The organism is Enterococcus sp. AZ140, from assembly GCF_051714405.1.
Taxonomy (GTDB): Bacteria; Bacillota; Bacilli; order Lactobacillales; family Enterococcaceae; genus Enterococcus_B; species Enterococcus_B pernyi.
The window spans coordinates 2257721-2276613 of sequence record NZ_JBIORU010000001.1; the positions used below are offsets into that span (position 1 = coordinate 2257721).

Annotated in this window: 21 protein-coding genes; 7 read left to right on the forward strand and 14 right to left on the reverse strand. The window is 39.0% G+C overall.

Annotated elements, in window-relative coordinates; translation table 11 throughout:
- Positions 1-196 precede the first annotated feature (196 nt).
- The 6 genes from IGJ39_RS10375 to IGJ39_RS10400 form a co-directional block, all read right to left on the reverse strand.
- Complete coding sequence (locus IGJ39_RS10375; RefSeq protein ID WP_438764622.1) at positions 197-1327, reverse strand: ABC transporter permease; 1131 nt, start codon at positions 1325-1327, stop codon at positions 197-199.
- A complete protein-coding gene (locus IGJ39_RS10380; RefSeq protein ID WP_438764624.1) occupies positions 1327-2427 on the reverse strand; it encodes an ABC transporter permease in 1101 nt (366 codons plus the stop codon). Before IGJ39_RS10380 ends, IGJ39_RS10375 begins: the two co-directional genes overlap by 1 nt.
- A gap of 11 nt (positions 2428-2438) precedes the next feature.
- The gene (locus IGJ39_RS10385) at positions 2439-3374 is read right to left on the reverse strand and encodes an ABC transporter ATP-binding protein (protein WP_019723561.1); all 936 of its coding nucleotides are present in this window, start codon (positions 3372-3374) and stop codon (positions 2439-2441) included.
- Between the two features lie 65 nt (positions 3375-3439).
- Complete coding sequence (locus tag IGJ39_RS10390; protein ID WP_108146239.1) at positions 3440-4570, reverse strand: sensor histidine kinase; 1131 nt, start codon at positions 4568-4570, stop codon at positions 3440-3442.
- Positions 4571-5203 carry a response regulator gene (locus IGJ39_RS10395; RefSeq protein WP_438764627.1) on the reverse strand — a complete coding sequence of 211 codons (633 nt, stop codon included), beginning with the start codon at positions 5201-5203 and terminating at the stop codon, positions 4571-4573. It lies immediately after the preceding gene.
- 384 nt (positions 5204-5587) lie between these two features.
- Positions 5588-8359, reverse strand: a complete 2772-nt coding sequence (locus IGJ39_RS10400; protein ID WP_438764629.1) for a GLUG motif-containing protein — start codon at positions 8357-8359, stop codon at positions 5588-5590.
- 836 nt (positions 8360-9195) lie between these two features.
- Here IGJ39_RS10400 and IGJ39_RS10405 point away from each other — a divergent pair.
- The 3 genes from IGJ39_RS10405 to IGJ39_RS10415 all read left to right on the forward strand — a co-directional run bounded on the left by IGJ39_RS10405 (position 9196) and on the right by IGJ39_RS10415 (position 10204).
- Positions 9196-9309 carry a putative holin-like toxin gene (locus IGJ39_RS10405; RefSeq protein WP_258183269.1) on the forward strand — a complete coding sequence of 38 codons (114 nt, stop codon included), beginning with the start codon at positions 9196-9198 and terminating at the stop codon, positions 9307-9309.
- 296 nt (positions 9310-9605) lie between these two features.
- The gene (locus IGJ39_RS10410) at positions 9606-9752 is read left to right on the forward strand and encodes a putative holin-like toxin (RefSeq protein WP_010734785.1); all 147 of its coding nucleotides are present in this window, start codon (positions 9606-9608) and stop codon (positions 9750-9752) included.
- 305 nt (positions 9753-10057) lie between these two features.
- Positions 10058-10204: a putative holin-like toxin gene (locus IGJ39_RS10415; protein WP_010734785.1), complete on the forward strand. Its 147-nt coding sequence runs from the start codon at positions 10058-10060 to the stop codon at positions 10202-10204.
- Positions 10205-10422: 218 nt separating this feature from the next.
- Here IGJ39_RS10415 and IGJ39_RS10420 read toward each other — a convergent pair whose 3' ends face one another.
- The 8 genes from IGJ39_RS10420 to IGJ39_RS10455 form a co-directional block, all read right to left on the reverse strand.
- On the reverse strand, positions 10423-10698 hold the full coding sequence (locus tag IGJ39_RS10420; protein ID WP_229048851.1) for a helix-turn-helix domain-containing protein: 276 nt from the start codon (positions 10696-10698) through the stop codon (positions 10423-10425).
- Positions 10698-10895 (reverse strand): type II toxin-antitoxin system RelE/ParE family toxin, encoded by a 198-nt coding sequence (locus IGJ39_RS10425; RefSeq protein ID WP_410300586.1) that lies wholly within the window; start codon positions 10893-10895, stop codon positions 10698-10700. Before IGJ39_RS10425 ends, IGJ39_RS10420 begins: the two co-directional genes overlap by 1 nt.
- A gap of 15 nt (positions 10896-10910) precedes the next feature.
- Complete coding sequence (locus IGJ39_RS10430; RefSeq protein ID WP_410300534.1) at positions 10911-11045, reverse strand: hypothetical protein; 135 nt, start codon at positions 11043-11045, stop codon at positions 10911-10913.
- Positions 11046-11361: 316 nt separating this feature from the next.
- On the reverse strand, positions 11362-12435 hold the full coding sequence (locus IGJ39_RS10435) for an ABC transporter substrate-binding protein (protein ID WP_065095583.1): 1074 nt from the start codon (positions 12433-12435) through the stop codon (positions 11362-11364).
- The gene (locus tag IGJ39_RS10440) at positions 12432-13262 is read right to left on the reverse strand and encodes an ABC transporter permease (protein ID WP_019723762.1); all 831 of its coding nucleotides are present in this window, start codon (positions 13260-13262) and stop codon (positions 12432-12434) included. Before IGJ39_RS10440 ends, IGJ39_RS10435 begins: the two co-directional genes overlap by 4 nt.
- Complete coding sequence (locus IGJ39_RS10445; RefSeq protein WP_019723761.1) at positions 13259-14065, reverse strand: ABC transporter permease; 807 nt, start codon at positions 14063-14065, stop codon at positions 13259-13261. The genes IGJ39_RS10440 and IGJ39_RS10445 overlap by 4 nt, the downstream gene beginning before the upstream one ends.
- A gap of 11 nt (positions 14066-14076) precedes the next feature.
- On the reverse strand, positions 14077-15162 hold the full coding sequence (locus tag IGJ39_RS10450; RefSeq protein WP_010734779.1) for an ABC transporter ATP-binding protein: 1086 nt from the start codon (positions 15160-15162) through the stop codon (positions 14077-14079).
- A 17-nt stretch (positions 15163-15179) separates the two neighbouring features.
- A complete protein-coding gene (locus tag IGJ39_RS10455) occupies positions 15180-15722 on the reverse strand; it encodes a helix-turn-helix domain-containing protein (RefSeq protein ID WP_019723760.1) in 543 nt (180 codons plus the stop codon).
- Positions 15723-15952: 230 nt separating this feature from the next.
- Here IGJ39_RS10455 and IGJ39_RS10460 point away from each other — a divergent pair, with 230 nt between their 5' ends.
- Genes IGJ39_RS10460 through IGJ39_RS10475 form a run of 4 tightly spaced genes read left to right on the forward strand, consistent with a single transcriptional unit; the run spans position 15953 to position 18863 of the window.
- Positions 15953-16942 (forward strand): acrylyl-CoA reductase family protein, encoded by a 990-nt coding sequence (locus IGJ39_RS10460; RefSeq protein WP_108146036.1) that lies wholly within the window; start codon positions 15953-15955, stop codon positions 16940-16942.
- Positions 16939-17667: a phosphopantothenate--cysteine ligase gene (locus tag IGJ39_RS10465; RefSeq protein WP_104776547.1), complete on the forward strand. Its 729-nt coding sequence runs from the start codon at positions 16939-16941 to the stop codon at positions 17665-17667. Before IGJ39_RS10460 ends, IGJ39_RS10465 begins: the two co-directional genes overlap by 4 nt.
- Positions 17668-17680: 13 nt before the next feature.
- Complete coding sequence (gene coaC / locus IGJ39_RS10470; protein ID WP_065095578.1) at positions 17681-18232, forward strand: phosphopantothenoylcysteine decarboxylase; 552 nt, start codon at positions 17681-17683, stop codon at positions 18230-18232.
- A 16-nt stretch (positions 18233-18248) separates the two neighbouring features.
- The gene (locus tag IGJ39_RS10475; RefSeq protein WP_010734774.1) at positions 18249-18863 is read left to right on the forward strand and encodes an ECF transporter S component; all 615 of its coding nucleotides are present in this window, start codon (positions 18249-18251) and stop codon (positions 18861-18863) included.
- Positions 18864-18893: the final 30 nt, after the last annotated feature.

The following is an 18893-nucleotide window of genomic DNA, read 5'->3' on the forward strand; positions in this document are numbered from 1 at the left end:
TCTTATACATGCAAAAAAAAGACTTGACGTTTTTATTGAACTTAACCTCTTCAAAAACAAGGCGCCATCCACAAAAATTTGAAACACAAATTCCGTGGATGACGCCTTATTTTTCGAGGTTAAATACTTCTGTACCGGTCTCTTTTTTTTCTTTTAATTTGGCGTATCCATCATGAATTGCTTCACGCTTTTTTGCTCAGCTATATACTTCTTGCCTCGTTCTTCTCGTATATCCATATATCGCCAAACTTAGAAAGAATAGAATATAAATGACCAAGATGAGCACTTCCCTGCTGTTAGCTTCCCATGTTTGTCCGGATTGAAGGTTTTTGATAATCGTCAAGACCCAATATTGCGGAGTAATCATCGACACGTTCTGCATCAATTCTGGCATCACCTCTTGGGGGATCAAAGCACCCGATAGTAAACTTGTGACGGTGATCAAAATACTTTGCAAAGCCGCTGCCACACTTGTACTTGGTGCAAGCACACCAATCGCGATCGACCAACCTACCGCTAGTAAACTAAATAGACTTAGTAGGCCAATCAAATCAAAAGCGCTTAACCCAGGGTCGATGTTGAATAGACTTGTCATGACGACAACTGCTAACATTACTTGGATCAGCATAGCGAACGTCGCAAAAATCGTTGTCCCGATAAAATACGTACTTTTAGCTACCGAAGTCGTCATCAAACGCGTATAAATTTTATTTCGTCGTTCTTGTTGAATCGTCGTCGTTCCAAAATTACCTGCTTGGAAAAGAAACATCATCAACAAAAAGCCAACGATTTGCACCGACATTCGTTCGGTCGTTGTGCTTTGATCTACTTGATTGATCTCGATTTCTGTCGATTCTTTCAAGCGTTCCAGCGATTCATCCTCCCCTTCAGCTTCTGCTAACAGATGGATACTAGAAACTTCTGCTAGTGCGCGTTGGGTCAATCGGTCGATTTTCTCCAACAGTTCCCCTTTTTGGAATGTCCGGAGAGAGAGTTTCGTATTTTCAGAAACATTTTCTTGATAACCTTTAGGGATTGTGATGACTGCCACCGCCTGTTGTCGGGAAAGAACCTGATCGATTTCTTCTACTGAACTAATTTCCTGAACGCTGACTCGTTTTTCCAAACTTTCAATAAGCAATTCACTATAGGATGAGCGATCCTGATCAACTACCCCTATCGTCAGTAGATTCGTTTCTTGATCTCCATAAGCAAAAAGATAAAGGACAACACTCAAGAAAGGAATTCCTAAAAGAAACAAGATTTGCAATGGTCGATTTTTCCAAAGAACCAACCGTTCTCTAACGATCCAAAAGATATCTCTCATTAGAATACCTCCCTTTTATCTAAAATGACGACTGATGACATGAGTAAAACAAACATTAACCCAAAATTCCCATAGATACCTAACCATTGCAAGGAATTGTCGGTCCACAAACTTTCTCTGACAGATGCTAAGACCCAACCTAATGGTGACAATCCCATCATCGTTTCATTCGTTGGAAAATAGGCACCACCTAAAAATCCAGTGAGTTGAATAAATATCTGGGTAATGCCAGAACCAATTCTTTTTTCATCACGGTCTCCAATGGTTTCTAAAAATAAACCGAGTGCGAGAAAACTGCCCATAAGTGCGATTAAGTTTAGGTAAGAAAAGCCAAAACTTAAATACCATGGAACATCAAATAAAAATTGAGAGATGAGCATCAAGATCAACACCACAAGCATCCCAAAGAAGAAGTGACCGAAAAATGTCGAAAAAATGATTGTTTTACGGCCAAGTGGTGTGATTAATTCTCTTTGCACGGTTCCATGTTGTCGTGCTTCTCGAAACATGCTCAGACCAATTTCAGAAAAATATAAAACAAATAGACTAATCATAGCAATCGCATAGTATTGGTAGGAAGATGCGCTTTCTCGTTGATTTTCTTGATCGACGACGATCGCATCTGTAAACTGCTCTTCTGAAACTAAGCCAGCGGTTGCCGGCAAGTGCTGTTCCATAATGAAACTTTGTCGTTTGATTTCCTGTACGATTTCTACTAGATAGCTTTGTAGGATTGTTTTTTCTACATTGGTCAATTCCCGACTCTGCACTTCGATGCGATCGGAAAAATGTAAGTAAGCATCAGCTTCTTGTTGTCTTATATTCGCTAATCCTTCCTTTTCATTTGTCACTTCTTCAAAATGAATAGCACCTTCTGCAAAAGAACTTACTTGTTGGAATATTTCACGGACTTCTTGATCGTCTACCTGATATTGTACCGTCAATGGCTCCATATCAGAGGTTACGTCATTATTGAATACACCTTGGAGGACGGCCCCTAGAATAAACATCAACGTGATCGGAAAAGCGAGATAATAAATGTAATTGGATTTTTCACGAAAATTTTGTATCAGGGTCCGGATAATTATTTTTTCATTCATACTCACTCCTCCTAATCACGTAGATTACGTCCAGTCAAACTAAGAAAAACGGTTTCTAAATCTGGAGCTTGTTGCAGTACATCGACTACTCTAACTTCTTGCTTGATCAGTATCATTAATATTTGATTCAACAATTTGCTCTCAAGCACCGTCACGATCTGTACTTGCTGTTTGTCGAGTGAAACATTGATGATCCCGTTAATATTATTGATTTCTTCTAAATCCAGTGCCTCTGGATTCTCCACAGTGATTTGCAGATTGATTTTATCCGTGACGAGATTTACCAATTCTTCTTCACTACCAATAGCAATCACTTGACCTTTATCAATAATGACGATTTCATCTGCCAAACGTGCGACTTCTTCCATATAGTGACTCGTATAGATGATCGTTGTACCATTTTCTTTCATATTTTCAATTGCATCTAAAATATAATTTCTAGATTGTGGATCGATCCCTACCGTAGGTTCATCCATGATCAGTAAAGCAGGCCGATGGGCAATCGCCATTGCAATATTCAATCGTCGTTGCATCCCACCAGAAAACGCACTCGGGCGCTCTTTTCTTCGTTCGTACAAATCAACCGTTCTCAATGCCTCTTCCACATTCTTTTTTAGTTCTTCTCCCCTGATTCCATAAAGCCCGCAAAAAAAGCGGACATTTTCTTCAGCAGACAAATCATAATAAATCGCTAACTCTTGCGGAACTACCCCTAAATTTCGCCTAAGCTCTCTTTTTCCCTCGGTCATCTCTTCTGAAAACAACTGAACCGTTCCAGATGTCTTATTCAATAAACCAGTAATCATATTGATAACGGTTGACTTTCCTGCGCCATTTGGTCCTAACAACCCTAAAATCGTTCCTTCAGGTACTTCAAATGACACACCGTCCACAGCAATTTTCTGTCCAAATTTTTTTGTCAATTTTTGCACACTGAGTATATTCATTCAATCACTCCTTTTCTTTATTTTATAAAAAAAAGAGAAACTGTAATAGTACAGTTTCTCATGATTTATGAATTAGAAATCTCATGTTCTTCATCAAAAGGTAATATCGTGGTGATGTGGAAACCATCCGTTCCATCGATCAACAATTTGCCGTTCAATACGGCTGTTCGTTCTTCCATTCCTACGATCCCAAGGCCTTTACGATAGTCCAATGCCCTTTTTCCATTGTTCTTCGATTCAAATCGTAAAAATTTTTGATACACATGTAGGCGCACCGTCACCGTAGAAGCTTCACTATATTTCAGCGTATTCGTCAAGAATTCTTTCAAATTCGCCGCCAATACCTGCCAATGAAAGCGACTGATTTTATCTAAAGAACCACTATATTGGAAATCCACGATAATCTGGTGAGTCTCGGAGAAACGTTGGAGTTCTGCCTTTACTTTATTGATGTTCAAGGTTTCATTCTTTGGTCGCTCGTCATGTAACACGTTGCGCACTTCGTTGATCGACTTTCTTAAGCGATCAGCAGATTGACTCAATAATTGATGCGCTTGTTCCGGTTGTTCTCGATTGATGACCTTTGCCGCCTCTATTTGGATCAAGCAACTCGTTAAGTCGTGCCCAAGATGGTCATGGATTTCATGAATGATCCGTTGTCTTTCTACTAACGTTGCTTCTTTTTGCATCGCTTCAGCATTCAAAGTGCTTTGTGCAAAGAGTTTTGATAGCTTGTTTCGTTCAATCCGTAAAAAATCGGAAGAAGTAGTTAACTCTTCTTGTTGTTTCATCATTTTTTCCGCAGACCAAACGATACTGATCATCCCACTTACCCACAGTACAAAGAGAAAATAAAGTGACTCAGTGAGAAAAAAGCTGCCAACACTATAATTGATCAAGGCTACGACTAAAAGTAACCATGATTTTTGGAAGCAAAAATAACCTTGCAGCAAGGAAAGTGGCAATAGAAAAATCGCTTGTTCGACAAAAATCAAACTCAATAGAACACTGAACAATTGCAAAGCAACAAACCAAGGCCGATGTTTCTGAAAACTTTCGCCTAAGAAAAAAAATGTCAACCATACCATACTTAAACTAATGACAAACATCAAAATGGTAGTGGATGTTTGATAGATCATCAACCCGATCAAACCAATGATCGATAGCAAGTTGATCGATAATTTGATTGCTTGCATCTACGTCATAACCTCACCTGTGAGAACATAGATCGCTAATTGCGTACGATGATCCAAGTTCAGTTTTTTTAAAATCATTGAAAGATTGTTATGGACAGTACCTTCACTTAAAAATAGTGTTTGTGCAATCACTTTATTCGTCATTCCTTTTGCGACTAAGTAGGCAATTTCTTGCTCTCGTTCCGTCAGTAAGGAGAGATCTGCTTCTTGATCATTCTTGTTACCTAATTGTTGCGTTGCCTTCACGAGGATTTCTTTCGAAAGGATCGTTTGTCCCTGTAACACACTCTTGATTGCTTGGATCACCGCTTCAGGAGGAGTTGTTTTCAGCAAGTAACCACTTGCACCGTTGCGTATCCCTTCCTCTATGTAACGATCTTCATCAAACGTAGTTAAAATGATGACAGGTATCTGATATACTTCCGTAATCTGTTGCGTAGCAGTGACGCCATCCATTCCCGGCATTCGGACATCCATCAATACAAGATCGACTTGATTTTTTTCGCAAAAAGCAATAGCTGAACGCCCATCATGACAAATACCCACTACTTGAAAATCGTTTGTACTTTCTAAAATGATTTTTAAGCCGCTTGTAATCAGTGCACTATCATCTACTAATAAAATGTTTGTCATAGTGATTCTCCATTTTTTTATTTTGAGCAAGTAGGAGTAACAAGCAATCAAATCAAAAAGTGTTGGCTTCTACTTACAAAGTAGTCTTCGCATGTGTTATCTTTTTTGATGAGTTCATTTCTTTTGCCTCTCGTACTTGATCTTTTCTTATAGTATACTCGAAAGAATCAGCAAATAGAAGTTTGAGCCCGTAGGTGACGATGGTCTGTCGGATGACTACTCATTGATCTTCCCTATCCATTTTTAATCAACAAAAAAAAGATTGAGATAATCATGTTAGTTCTCAGAAATAGTCCAAAACCTAAAAAATAGAAAATAAAATTCTAGGTTCATAGAAAGATTTCTTGACGCTATACACAATTAGCTCAATCTTTATGTCATCGCTTAATTATTTTTTTTATGCTTCAGCCAGCTAGCTAAAGCTGTACCTACCGCGCCAAAACCAAGTAATGCGAATGCACTAGCTACTTCGCCAGTTTTCGGTAGATTGCTGTCTCTGCCATTATTTCTTGTTGATGCAACATTTGTCGCCACACTGCCACTACCACTTCCACCAATTGGAGTCGTGCCGGTTTGATTGTTTCCTAACTGATTGTTGCCAGAAGGAGCGCTGATGTTATTCCCGCCATTTCCAGTATTCCCAGTGCCCCCCGTGTTTCCACCGGAATCTCCGCCATTGCCTCCCGACTGCGCTGTAGTAAGCATAATGGGTTCAGACTCTTCCCCTTGTAAAAAGTTGGTACTCTCGTCTGAAATCGCAGTGATCCAATACGTTGTGTTTGCACTCAATCCCAAAAATACGCCATCTACTGCTGGTACACCATCTGCGTATGCAACGACTCGCGCAAGCGGATTGGCTTGTGGATCTGTGTCGTAAATCAGGTAGGTCACATCTTGCAGCAATTCTTCCGCATGGTCATGGTACCAGTGCTCGCCTGGTGTATCTGGGGTATCGTCATGGTGTAGAAGTGCAGTATCCGCAATCGTGATCACTTCATGGGTATTGTTTTGTTTTGCTAATTCCTCATCTATTCTCAGAAATGCACCGGCTGCTTTCGTGATTGCTTCGACATCAAAGATATCTGTGACCAGATACTCATGATTCCCAATAGTCGGTAAGCCGGTAACCTCATAGTTGGAAAGGTTAACCGTGCCCCAATCAATGGTCCAGTTCGCTCCTTCGATCGTATTCGTTCCAGCAGCACTATTCGTATATTGGAAACTTGATTCTTGCCAAATCACCTCATCTCCAGGTGCCAACCCAGTTAACGTCGGCATATCGAAATGATCAATTTCAGTCGTTCCATTGAATGAACGAGCAAAAACTGTCCCTTTTTCTAGAATGATCTCAGCCGGAGTCACTTCAATCATTGCTTTATTCCAATTCTGTCCAGGTTCTAATGTAGTGATACGACTGATTGGTGTAGCAGTCACTTCATAAATCCCAACACTAGAAATTTCCAAGATCAAATTCATACCATCGGCTGAAATGCTTACCCCATCCGCATCTGTTTCAAAAAGATAATCATCTGGATTTCCACCTCGTCCGAATAAAGAAAAGACATCAGTAAGTGGAATCTTTGTTTCTGCTCCACCATATGGCACTTGAAGCGTTTCTCCTAACGCATTGATCGGTAAAGTATCCATCTCGTTACCTAGTCCTAGCTTCGGATAATTTGTCGCAGTATCCCACACCCAAGTACTACCGAAATCCCAACCATTTGATTCATAAGTCGCTTGCGTGCGCAATTCAATGACATCTAAAGGTTCAATGACATCTTCGATCACTTGACCGCCAACTGGAACCCCGCCGTATAAAGCTTCAGAGTTATTATAGTAGTAATTATTGATATTCGTTCCACCTAAACCGAAATGATCGACATCGGATTCTCCAGTGACATCCCCCATCCCATAACTGTTTTTGATTGTTAGAGAGCCGGCATTACCGACAAAACCGCCAACAGCTTCAATGCCAGTTACATGTCCTGTACTATAGTTGCGTGCTACTTCAATCGCATAAGGATGAATGGCCCCGATAAATCCTCCGACGTTCGTTCTCCCAATGACATCGCCTGTCGCATAGGAATCGACTACTGTACTGTAGAAGTCGTGTCCACCAATCAACCCTCCCACGTTTTCACTTTCCGGGCTGTCAATATTCCCAGTAGCATACGAGCGACTGACTTTACCCCAGCTATTCAGACCAATTAGTCCTCCAGTATTGGTGGTATTCGCTGTGACATTTCCTGTGGCATAACTATCTACAACTGTATTTCCATTTACTCCGATCAACCCCCCAACAGCTTGAGGATACATGTAAGGATTGGCATTAACTGTTATCGTTGCGGAAGAAGATGAGCGCGCAATCGTAGTACCTGCGACAGTATTCGCCATATAACCAACTAGTCCACCAATGTTATTCCCACTTGCTTCAATACTTCCACCAATAACAGTAGAATCAGTGACGGTCGTTGGTCCTTTAGATAGGTCATTGATTTGACCAATCAATCCCCCAACATTATTTCCGTAGAGCCCTCCCACAACTCGAGGATTTTCTAATGTGATCCCAGAAATCTTTGCACCATCTGTCACACCGAAGAATCCACGATTATGCAGATCCCCAAGTTGTACCCCAGCATTCACTATCATATTACGGATCACTGTTCCAGGTTCAGCTGTAAAACTTCCAGTAAATTTTGTTGCTAAAGTTGTCCCATATCCAACAGGTATCCAATCTGAAGTGAGTGTAATATCATTCATCAATTGGTAATGCGCCGCGAGATCATTTCGCATTTCATTCAATTCAGCTTCAGTGGTGATTTGGAAGGGCGAGGTGAGAGAACCATCACCTGCTCCAGAAAAGTACGATTCAACGATTGTTTCGTTTTGCTCTTCCATTTCTTCCATCACTGTCTGTTGCGCTTCAACCAGTTGATCGGTTGTCTCGAGTGTTACATGGTCGTCTTCTTCAGTTACCACCACATGACGATCATCCTCCAGAACCACGACTTCCTCGGAAGACACTTTTTCATTTATGATTTCATCATCAAAGCTTTCTTTTTCTTCGTCTATTGGCTCTTCTTCAATCACTGTATGTCTTACTGGATCAATATCTTCTAAAACGTTTGCAAAAGTCGGTACTGTTTGCGTTAACACCATTGAACTTAAAAGTATATTTGCAATAAGTTTTTTCTTGTTCAGTTTAATCATAAATATGTCCGCCCTTCATTCTCTAACCATATTTTAATTTATGTACAAATTATCTCATAAAAAATTTGATAAATGAACTTTTTTACTATCTAAGAAGCACCTATAATTAGAGAACTCTAATTATATTATAACTAAATGTTTTTTTATTTATGATATGAAAGTTCATGTTTACTTCATGAAACTTCTTGTTATTACTTTTTTACCAATAAGGAAACACAAGATATTAAAACATTGTTATGTAAAAAAAATCTTTTTTATTTTCCACTAAAATAAAAGTATGTCCCTCTCTGAATCGAGAGAACTTTCAACATCTTCTTAACGGCTTCCAGTTTAATTACTAATTTGTCGATCTCTTACTTCGTTTCATAGAATGATAATTATAATGTTTCCTAAAAATAGAAAAAACAACCGCCAACTTGCACATTGTAAATTTTACTCCTAATAAAATGATAAGGTTAATCATTGTTAACTCAGGCAATCAAAAGCGAAGGTGTCCGATAACCACCATGAATGATGATTCGATCAATCATAAAACAAACAATTTTGTTTTGTTATTTTATTTTGATAGTATTTTCGGATCTTTTAACTGACAAAAATAAGAAAAAAAGAAAAACAACCAGAAAATACACGGATGTATTTTCTGATTGCTTTCTTTTTCTTAGCAATTGATTTACGCAGATACAGATAAACAACTAACTATTTTTTAGATATTCAAAATATGAGCCCATTGAAAAGGACGTAATCGCTTAAATTGATAGTGTCATTTTTCTAATTCTAAGTAACTGACCTTTTTGTCTGGATATGAAACAATCCAAACAATGATAGCTTTCGGTATGTTTACCGTTGCTTTAGTTGGTTTGGTTGTTACGATGCTAAAAAATGACAAAAAGAAATAGCCGTCACTTTTTCCCGGAGACGACTATTTCCAAATTAGCATAAAATTCTGTCACTGGGTTTAGCGGTGCTGTCAAAAGGGAACTGTTGACGCAGTTCCTTTTTCATTTTTATTATAGCACAACTTCGGCTTCTTCTTCAATTCTGATTCAGTGTATTTTAAGTGAACATACAAATTTTTCAAAAAAACATCCGTGTTTATCTAAATTTCAAGGACTCTATCTAGGGCGATATGCTATACTTTTTGGGACAGTAAAGTTGAATGACGGTGGCGACTTCAAAAAAGGTGGTGGTGCTTATGGAGATAAGTACTGAAATCGAGGAAAGGAGAAGCCTTTTGTCTGTTGAAACAGCGTTAGGGCTAATGATCAGTTTCGGTTCATTTACCGCTACTTTGATCTTTGGCATCCTAGCCTTGACCAACAAAAATGACAAAAAGAAATAGCCGTCACTTTAGCGAGGGTCGGCTATTTCTACAAAAAATATCTAATTCTTGCCACTAGCTTTTAGCGGTGCTGTCAAAAGGGAACTGTTGACGCAGTTCCTTTTTTCGTTTTTATTATAGCACAACTCCAGCTTCTTCTTCAATTCTGATTCCTGGTTCAGTGTATTTTAAGTGAACATACAAATTTTTCAAAAAACATCCGTGTTTATCTAAATTTCAAGGACTCTATCTAGGGCGATATGCTATACTTTTTGGGACAGTAAAGTTGAATGACGGTGGCGACTTCAAAAAAGGTGGTGGTGCTTATGGAGATAAGTACTGAAATCGAGGAAAGGAGAAGCCTTTTGTCTGTTGAAACAGCGTTAGGGCTAATGATCAGTTTCGGTTCATTTACCGCTACTTTGATCTTTGGCATCCTAGCCTTGACCAACAAAAATGACAAAAAGAAATAGCCGTCACTTTAGCGAGGGTCGGCTATTTCTACAAAAAATATCTAATTCTTGCCACTAGCTTTTAGCGGTGCTGTCAAAAGGGAACTGTTGACGCAGTTCCTTTTTTCGTTTTTATTATAGCATAACTTCTACTTCTTCTTCAATTCTGATTGATATATAAGAAGAATTTATGGAGACAACTAATTGGCTGGACCAATAGATTCCGACTTAAAAAACGATTACTCAAAATTTATGACAAGCTTTTTATCCAATCCTTGTGCTAGTTCGATCACTAACTCAATACTAGGATTCATTTCACCTGTTTCAACTCGTGAAATGGTTGATTGAGGTTTCCCAATTTTTTGCGCTAATTGTTTTTGTGTTAATCCAGCACTTTTCCTTAATTCTGCTAGTTTTAACGCAACATCTAATTTAGCTTCTTCAATTTCCATTAGATGCACAAATTCTTCACTTTTTTCCGCTCTTTTTTTTATATAATTTTGTACTTGACTCATCATATCCACCTCTCGTTCTTACTTAAAAAATTGTCTCGCAACTTTCTTCCTTTTTCTAACTCTCGTCTGGAAAGCTTATTTGCTTTCTTTCGAAACCCATGAGTAATAAAATATTCATGCCCTTTTCTTTGAAAATATATCCCTCTTAAAGCATTACTACTTATACTTACTTCCACTTCATATAGATTGCTCTCCAGTTTTTTTACCCACTCTTATCGCACGGATGTTTGCCTATCTGTTTTTTCAATTTTATCAATGATTGATAAAAGTTTTGTAGCCTCCTTGTCACTCAATGAATCAAGGAATCTTTCAAATTCATCGTCCCACTTAAATTTAGGATGATTCAACTTATTTCCTCCTAACCCTATCACTATATAGCGAATTAGCTATATTTCTCTACTATTTGTTAAAAACTTTTTTCTTTAGGCAAATCAAAATTTCATGTTTATTTTTCCCTTCTTTTCATGGTTGATTTATCCTTTACACAATCAATTACGCTAATTAAAGACTATTATTTTAATCTATATTGCTATCCTTAAATCAAAACAAAAAAAGCGCCTAAAAAGGCGCTCTTGGTAGAAATTTGGAAAACTGAGCTTTCAAAAGTACGTAAACAACGGTTTTTGTTCCTTGATTTTTTCCCAGTTTTATTGAGTTTTACCATCATTTCCGATACATCTTAAACTCTAAGAATAAATCGTTATAGATTCCTAAGTATTCTGAACCGAGATTTTCATAAACTTCAAGATGCGAAATCGTTTCATCAGATGGATAAAATTGTTCATCTTCGGAGATTTCCTTTGGTAACAATGCTTTGGCAGCTTTATTTGGTGTGGAGTAGCCGATATATTCTGCATTTTGAGCGGCGTTCTCCGGATCGAGCATGAAGTTGATGAAATCATAGGCGCCTTCTTGGTTTTTAGCTGTTTTTGGTATGACGATGTTATCAAACCAAAGATTTGAGCCTTCTGTTGGGATCACATAATGTAAATGTTCATTTTCATACATCATATCTGCTGCTTCACCTGAGAAAGTTACAGCTGCTGATGCCTCTTCGTTGATCATATACATTTTGATCTCATCTGCAACGATTGCTTTAACATTTGGCGTCATTTTATTCAATTTTTGAGCTGCTTCGTTCAGTTCGGTCATGTCTTTGCTGTTCAAAGAATACCCTAAACTATTCAACGATAAGCCCATCACTTCTCTTGCTCCATCAATCAACATCAAGCTGTCTTTCAATTCTGGTTTCCAAAGGTCATCCCAATGCTTGATTTCTTCTTCGTCGAACACTTTATCGTTATACACGATACCCAGAGTTCCCCAGAAATAAGGAATCGAATATTTATTATCAGGATCGAAATCCAAATCCAAGAAGCGCTCATCGATATTGTTCAAGCCTTTGATCTTACTATGATCTAAAGGCATGACAAGTTTTTCTTCAATCATTTTTTGGATCATGTATTCACTAGGAATAGCAATATCATAATTGGTTCCGCCCTGTTGGATCTTGGTAAACATGGCTTCATTCGAGTCAAATGTTTCGTAATTGACTTTATAACCGGATTCTTGTTCAAACTTCGTGATCAAACTAGGATCGATGTAGTCTCCCCAGTTATAAATGGTCACGATTTTCGCTCCACTCATTCCGCTCGCTTTTTCTAATTGTCTAACACTGACAAGCAATACACCAATGATCAAGATAATACCGATCAGTAAAGATTGTAATTTTTTCATCGTAAACGAGCCACCTCCTCACGGTTGCGGCGATTTTTTTTCAATCGTTTTGGTCGGTTTTCTTTACTGATAAAGTAGTAACCGATCACTAACACCATCGAGAACAGGAAGACAAGTGCGCTCAATGCGTTGATCTCTAAGCTGATTCCTTGCCGCGCTCTTGAATAGATCTCAACGGATAAAGTAGTAAAGCCGTTTCCTGTTACAAAGAAAGTGACTGCAAAATCATCTAAAGAATACGTGAACGCCATGAAATAACCGGCAATGATTCCTGGAGATAAAAACGGTAAAATGATATTTTTTACGACTTGGAAATTATTCGCCCCTAAATCTCTCGCAGCATCCACCATCGAATCGTTCATTTCTTGCAATTTTGGTAAGACCATTAAAACAACGATAGGGATACTGAAAGCAATATGGGAAAGCAAGACACTTTGAAAGCCTAACCCAAAGCCGATTAGCGTAAAGAAAATCAAAAAACTCGCACCGATGATCACATCGGGAGAAACAAGTAAAATATTGTTCATGCTCAATAGCGCCGTTCGTGCTTGACGTTTTTTCGTGTAATAGATCCCCATCGCGCCAAATGTCCCGATGATCGTTGCAATCAAAGCCGATAAGAACGCCAGCATAAATGTATTCAATACGATGATGATGAGTCGTGTATCCTCAAATACCGCTTGATAGTTCTCCCAAGTAAAGCCGGTAAAGCTGTTCATCGTTCCGCCTTCATTGAAGGAATAAAAAATCAAATAAAAAATCGGTAAATACAATAATAGAAAGACAACTGTTAGATAGAGATACGACCATTTGAATTTTTTTCTCATGAGCGACCTCCTTTTTTCTTCTCACCAGTTAGTAACATCACAACGAACATAGCGATGATCAAAATCACGCCGATCGTTGAACCCATGCCCCAATTTTGCGTCACTAAGAAATGCTGTTCGATCGCTGTACCTAGCGTGATCACTCGATTTCCACCAATCAAACGTGTCAACATGAAAAGTGATAGTGAGGGAATGAAAACTGCTTGTACCCCACTTTTCACGCCGTTCAATGACAAAGGAAAAATCACTCGGCGAAATGTTTCAAAATTACTTGCTCCTAGATCTTTACTAGCACTCAATAACGAAGGATTCATTTCTTCTAAAGCGTTAAAAATCGGCATGATCATGAAAGGAATCTCGATATATGTCGCTACGAATAAGAAGCTAAAATCAGTAAATAAAATCTGTTGCGGCCCAATGCCGACAAACTCGAAAAAGTGGTTGACACTTCCATGGATACTGAAAATCCCGATAAAGGCATATGCCTTCAACAATAAATTGACCCATGTCGGTAAAATGATCAACATCAACCATAATTGCTTATGTTTCAATTTCGTTAAAAAATAAGCTGTTGGATAGCTGATCAACAATGTGAATAATGTAATCAAGAATGCATACCATACCGAATTGATCGTCATGGCGATGTAAGTTCCTGAAGTAAAGTACGCAGCATAATTGCTTAATGTAAACTGACCACTCATATCAAAAAAAGATTGATAGATGATCATCAAAACAGGCGCAATCACAAATAATCCAAGCCACAAAACATAAGGGATGGAATAGATCCTACGCATTGTTCTCATATTCTCTCCCCCTATTCTTCGTAGCTTTCCAAACGTGCATCGAAGTCTTCTTCTGACTCATTGAAACGCATAACGTGGATATCTTCTGGTTCAAAGGCTAAGCCGACTTGACTCCCTTCGCGCGCTTTTTTCGTTGAGTGGACCATCCATTCATTTTGTTGCTCATCATAGCAAATGATTTCATAGTGGACGCCACGGAATAGTTGAGTATCAACTGTCACGACTAATTTCCCTTTATCTGGTGTAGTGATGGTTAGATCTTCTGGACGAAGCACGACTTCAACTGGTTCGTTGACGCGCATCCCACCATCGACACACTCAAATTGTTTACCAACAAACTCAACTAAGTTATCTTCGATCATCACGCCATTGACGATATTACTTTCACCAACAAAATCTGCCACGAAATGGTTGATCGGTTCATCATAAATATCTACAGGGGTGCCGCTTTGGACGATTTTCCCTTTGTTCATCACAAAAATTTCATCACTCATCGCTAACGCTTCTTCTTGATCATGCGTCACAAAAATAAAGGTGATCCCTAAACGTTGTTGTAGTTCACGCAACTCATATTGCATATCTGTCCGTAACTTTAGATCCAATGCTGATAACGGTTCATCCAATAACAAGACTTTCGGCTCATTGACGATGGCTCGCGCGATGGCTACCCGTTGGCGTTGTCCCCCTGACATCTCGCTGATCTCTCGCGTTTCATATCCAGGTAATTGCACCATACGTAATGCGTCTTTGACTTTTTTTTCGATTTCTGATTTAGGCATTTTTTTGATTTTCAATCCAAATGCCACATTATCAAATACATTCATATGAGGAAATAAGGCGTAATCTTGGAAAACCGTGTTGACTTGGCGTTTATTCGCCGGCAGATCGTTTAGTCGCTTTCCTTCAAAATAGATATCTCCTTCCGTTGCTTCTGTAAATCCAGCAATGATTCGTAAAATCGTTGTTTTCCCACAACCAGAAGGCCCTAACAATGTATAAAATTTCCCTTGCTCGATCTCAAAACTGACATTCTTTAAAATTGTTTCATCATCATAGCTTTTTACGACCTGATCGAATGATATGATTGGTTTTCCCACTTTTTCTGCCCCCTATATTACAAGTATGATTCGGTTGCGACGATCAATACCTTAGTTTGTTTGTTTTGATGATTGCGTAATTGATGGTGTGTCGTTGCCTGATAGTACATCGATTGACCTTTTTTTGCTACATACTCTCGCTCACCCAAGCTTAGCGCGATCTCCCCTTCTAAGACAAAGATAAATGTCTCTGAGAGTGAAGGTTCAAAGGTTTTATATTCACCAGCTGTATCGAATGTCAATAAAACTGGTTCCATTTCTTTTTCATTGGAATCTGTCACTAACCATTCCAGTTCGTAACCATTTTCCTCATCATAATAGACCGTTCGATCTTCTTTCGTATAAACGATTTGAAGGTTGGGTGTTTCTTGATGAAAAAAAGCTTCTGGGGTAACTCCTAATACTTCAAGGATTGAGAAAAATGTTTCCATCGATGGCGAACTTAAATCCCGCTCAAGTTGTGAGATATAGCCCTTTGATAAATCTGTCCGCTCCCCTAATTCTTCTTGTGTCAAGTTTTTTTGGATACGCAGATTTCGTAACTTCTCACCAATTTCCATTTGTCACTGTCCCCCTACGTAAAGTTTTCTAATAGTAAACTCCAAGTTTACTACCACCTGTATTAGTATACAAATTTCCGCTGAAAAAACAACCCTTTTGCTTGAATTTTCTTTGTACTTTTTCGGTTATCTCGACTTTTTTTTAGAAGAAATTAATCAGCAAACTACTAGAAAATGAAACGCTTTATGGTATGATTAAGGAAAATTTCGAAAGGAGTACCTTCTATCTAATGAATACATTCAAACAGTTTCAAGTAAACAACGAGCCTACTTTTCATACAAGCATCGTTGACAAAGAATTTCCTGAGCTGACTAATAATGAAGTTTGGGTAAAAATCGCTTACTCAGATGTCAATTATAAAGATGCGTTAGCTTGTAGTGAACATGGCCAAGTGATTCGTCATTATCCAATGACTCCCGGAATTGATTTTTCTGGTGTCGTCATGAAAAGCTTGGACAAACGATTTCAACCAGGAGATCAAGTTCTAGCAACTGGCTATGGGTTGGGTGTTAGCCAACCTGGTGGCTATAGCGATTACCAAAAAGTATCTGGAGATTGGCTTGTCCCTCTTCCAGAAACGATGACCCTACGTCAAGCAATGGTTCTAGGCACCGCTGGTTTGACTGCTGCACTTTGCGTGAATGCTTTACTTACCCAAGGAATGAAAGCAGAGGATAAAGTGATTGTTACTGGTGCCTCTGGCGGAGTTGGTAGTGTGGCAATTGCCATGTTGCATAAAATGGGCTTTCAGCAAATCACCGCATTTTCTCGTAAAGAAGAAGCAAAAACTTGGCTACAGAAACTAGGAGCGACTCAAGTTGTTCATCCAGAAGCCTTTCTACCAGAAAAAAATAAACCTTTAGATAAACAACAAGTCGATTATGTGATCGATACTGTTGGGGGCGAACAGCTCACACGATTATTGCCTTTGATTGCTTATGATGGCGCAGCTGCTCTCTGCGGCAATGCGGGGGGCATCAAATTGACAACGACTGTTTTACCTTTCATTTTACGTAATATCCAGTTGATCGGTATCGATTCAGTCAATGTTCCTCATGAAAAACGCTTGAATATCTGGCAACAATTAGCAGACCTATCTGTAACTGATCATTTAGTCGTCAACGAGATCACCTTAGATCAATTGGAAGAAACAACCACAAAAATCCTTGATGGGACACACCAAGGAAGAACACTTGTCACTGTAGGTGAAACAATATGAAGGTATTGATCACAGCCGGTGGCACAAGCGAACGAATCGACCAAGTCCGCTCGATCACGAATCATTCGACTGGACGATTAGGTCAAGCCATCGCAGAAGCCTTTCTTGCTCACGAGACTGTGACGATCGACTATGTGACGACACGATCTGCTGTAAAACCTACTGCTTCTAAACTTTTGACGATCCATCTCATTGATTCTACACAAGACTTACTGGATACGTTAGAACGATTGATGCAAGATAATACCTATGATGCTATTATCCATAGCATGGCGGTCAGTGATTTTACACCGGCTTTCAGTCTTTCTGAACAACAGTTTGCTGAGCGCTTGAGTAAAGAGGCATTGACTCCTGATTCACTGCCGTCATGGCTGGCAGAAACAGAACAAACCGCTAGTAAAGAAGCCAAGATTTCATCTGATACGGACTATCTCTTTTTGACCTTGAAGAAAACACCAAAGATTATTCGTTCGTTACGCCAATGGCAACCAGAGGCAGCGATCGTTGGTTTTAAATTATTAGTCGATGTCTCAAAAGAACACTTATTGGACATAGCTAAAAAAAGTTTGATCACCAATCAAACCGATTATATTTTGGCCAACGACTTAACTCAAGTCAGTGAAACACACCATCATGGCTATTTATTATCTAAAAATGGAGAAGTCATAGAAGCCGATACCAAGCAAGAGATTGCAAAATGTATCGTTACCGCGATTCTAGAATAAGGAGGAATTCATGATGAAAAAAATCCTATTAGGCGTATCTGGCAGTATCTCTGCTTATAAAAGCGCAGATATCACGAATCAGCTTGTCAAACTTGGTTACCAAGTCGACGTGATCATGACACAAAGCAGTACCAAATTTATTACGCCATTAACGTTACAATCTTTATCTAAACGAGCTGTCCATACAGATGTCATGCAGGAAAATGATCCTTCAGTCATCAACCATATCGAACTAGCCAAACAAGCAGACTTATTTTTGATTGCACCAGCCACTGCAAATATTATCGGCAAGCTAGCGAATGGTCTGGCTGATGATCTATTATCGACTGTTGCGATGGCGCTCTTACCAGAAACACCAAAATTGATTGCGCCGGCAATGAATACTAATATGTACCAACATCCGATCAATCAAAGAAATTTAACGACGCTAAAAGAAATTGGTTATCAAGAGATTGAACCTAGAGAATCCCTCTTAGCTTGTGGCGATTACGGAAAAGGTGCTTTAGCGGATAACCAAATCATTATCGACCAAGTCACACTTCTGCTGAATCAGAGGTCGGTCTAGTATCTAAGGAGTTATGATGAAAAATACCAAAAACTTTACTTTAACTGCTATGTTTTTAGCAATTATGATCTTACTCGCTGTCACGCCTCTCGGATTTATTCCGATTGGGCCGATCAACGCAACAACGATGCATATCCCTGTCATCGTCGCTTCAATTATTTTAGGTCCTCGGCTAGGTGCCTTTCTCGGTGGCACATTTGGTTTGATCAGTCTGATTCGCAGTACGTTCATACCAACACCGTTGTCTTTTGTTTTCTCACCGTTTATTCCGGTGATCGGCACAGATCAAGGAAGCTGGAAAGCCTTGATCATTGCCTTGATACCTAGAATCCTGATCGGTGTTGTTCCTTATTTCGTTTATAAAGGAATACAGCGATTGACAAAAAACAAAGTTAGTCCGCTCTCACTGTTTCTCGCAGGGATCGCTGGTTCTCTGACCAATACGATCTTAGTGATGAACTTGATCTATTTTCTATTCCAACAAGATTATGCACAGGTTCTTGGGACAAATATCAATGCAGTCTATTCAGCAGTTTTAGCGGTCATCTTTACTAGTGGCGTACCAGAAGCAATCGTCGCTGGTTTAGTCACAGCTGCGGTATCTACCGTTTTACTACGAATGATTCGTTAATGATCGGATTAAAAAACCAAAAAAGAGTGA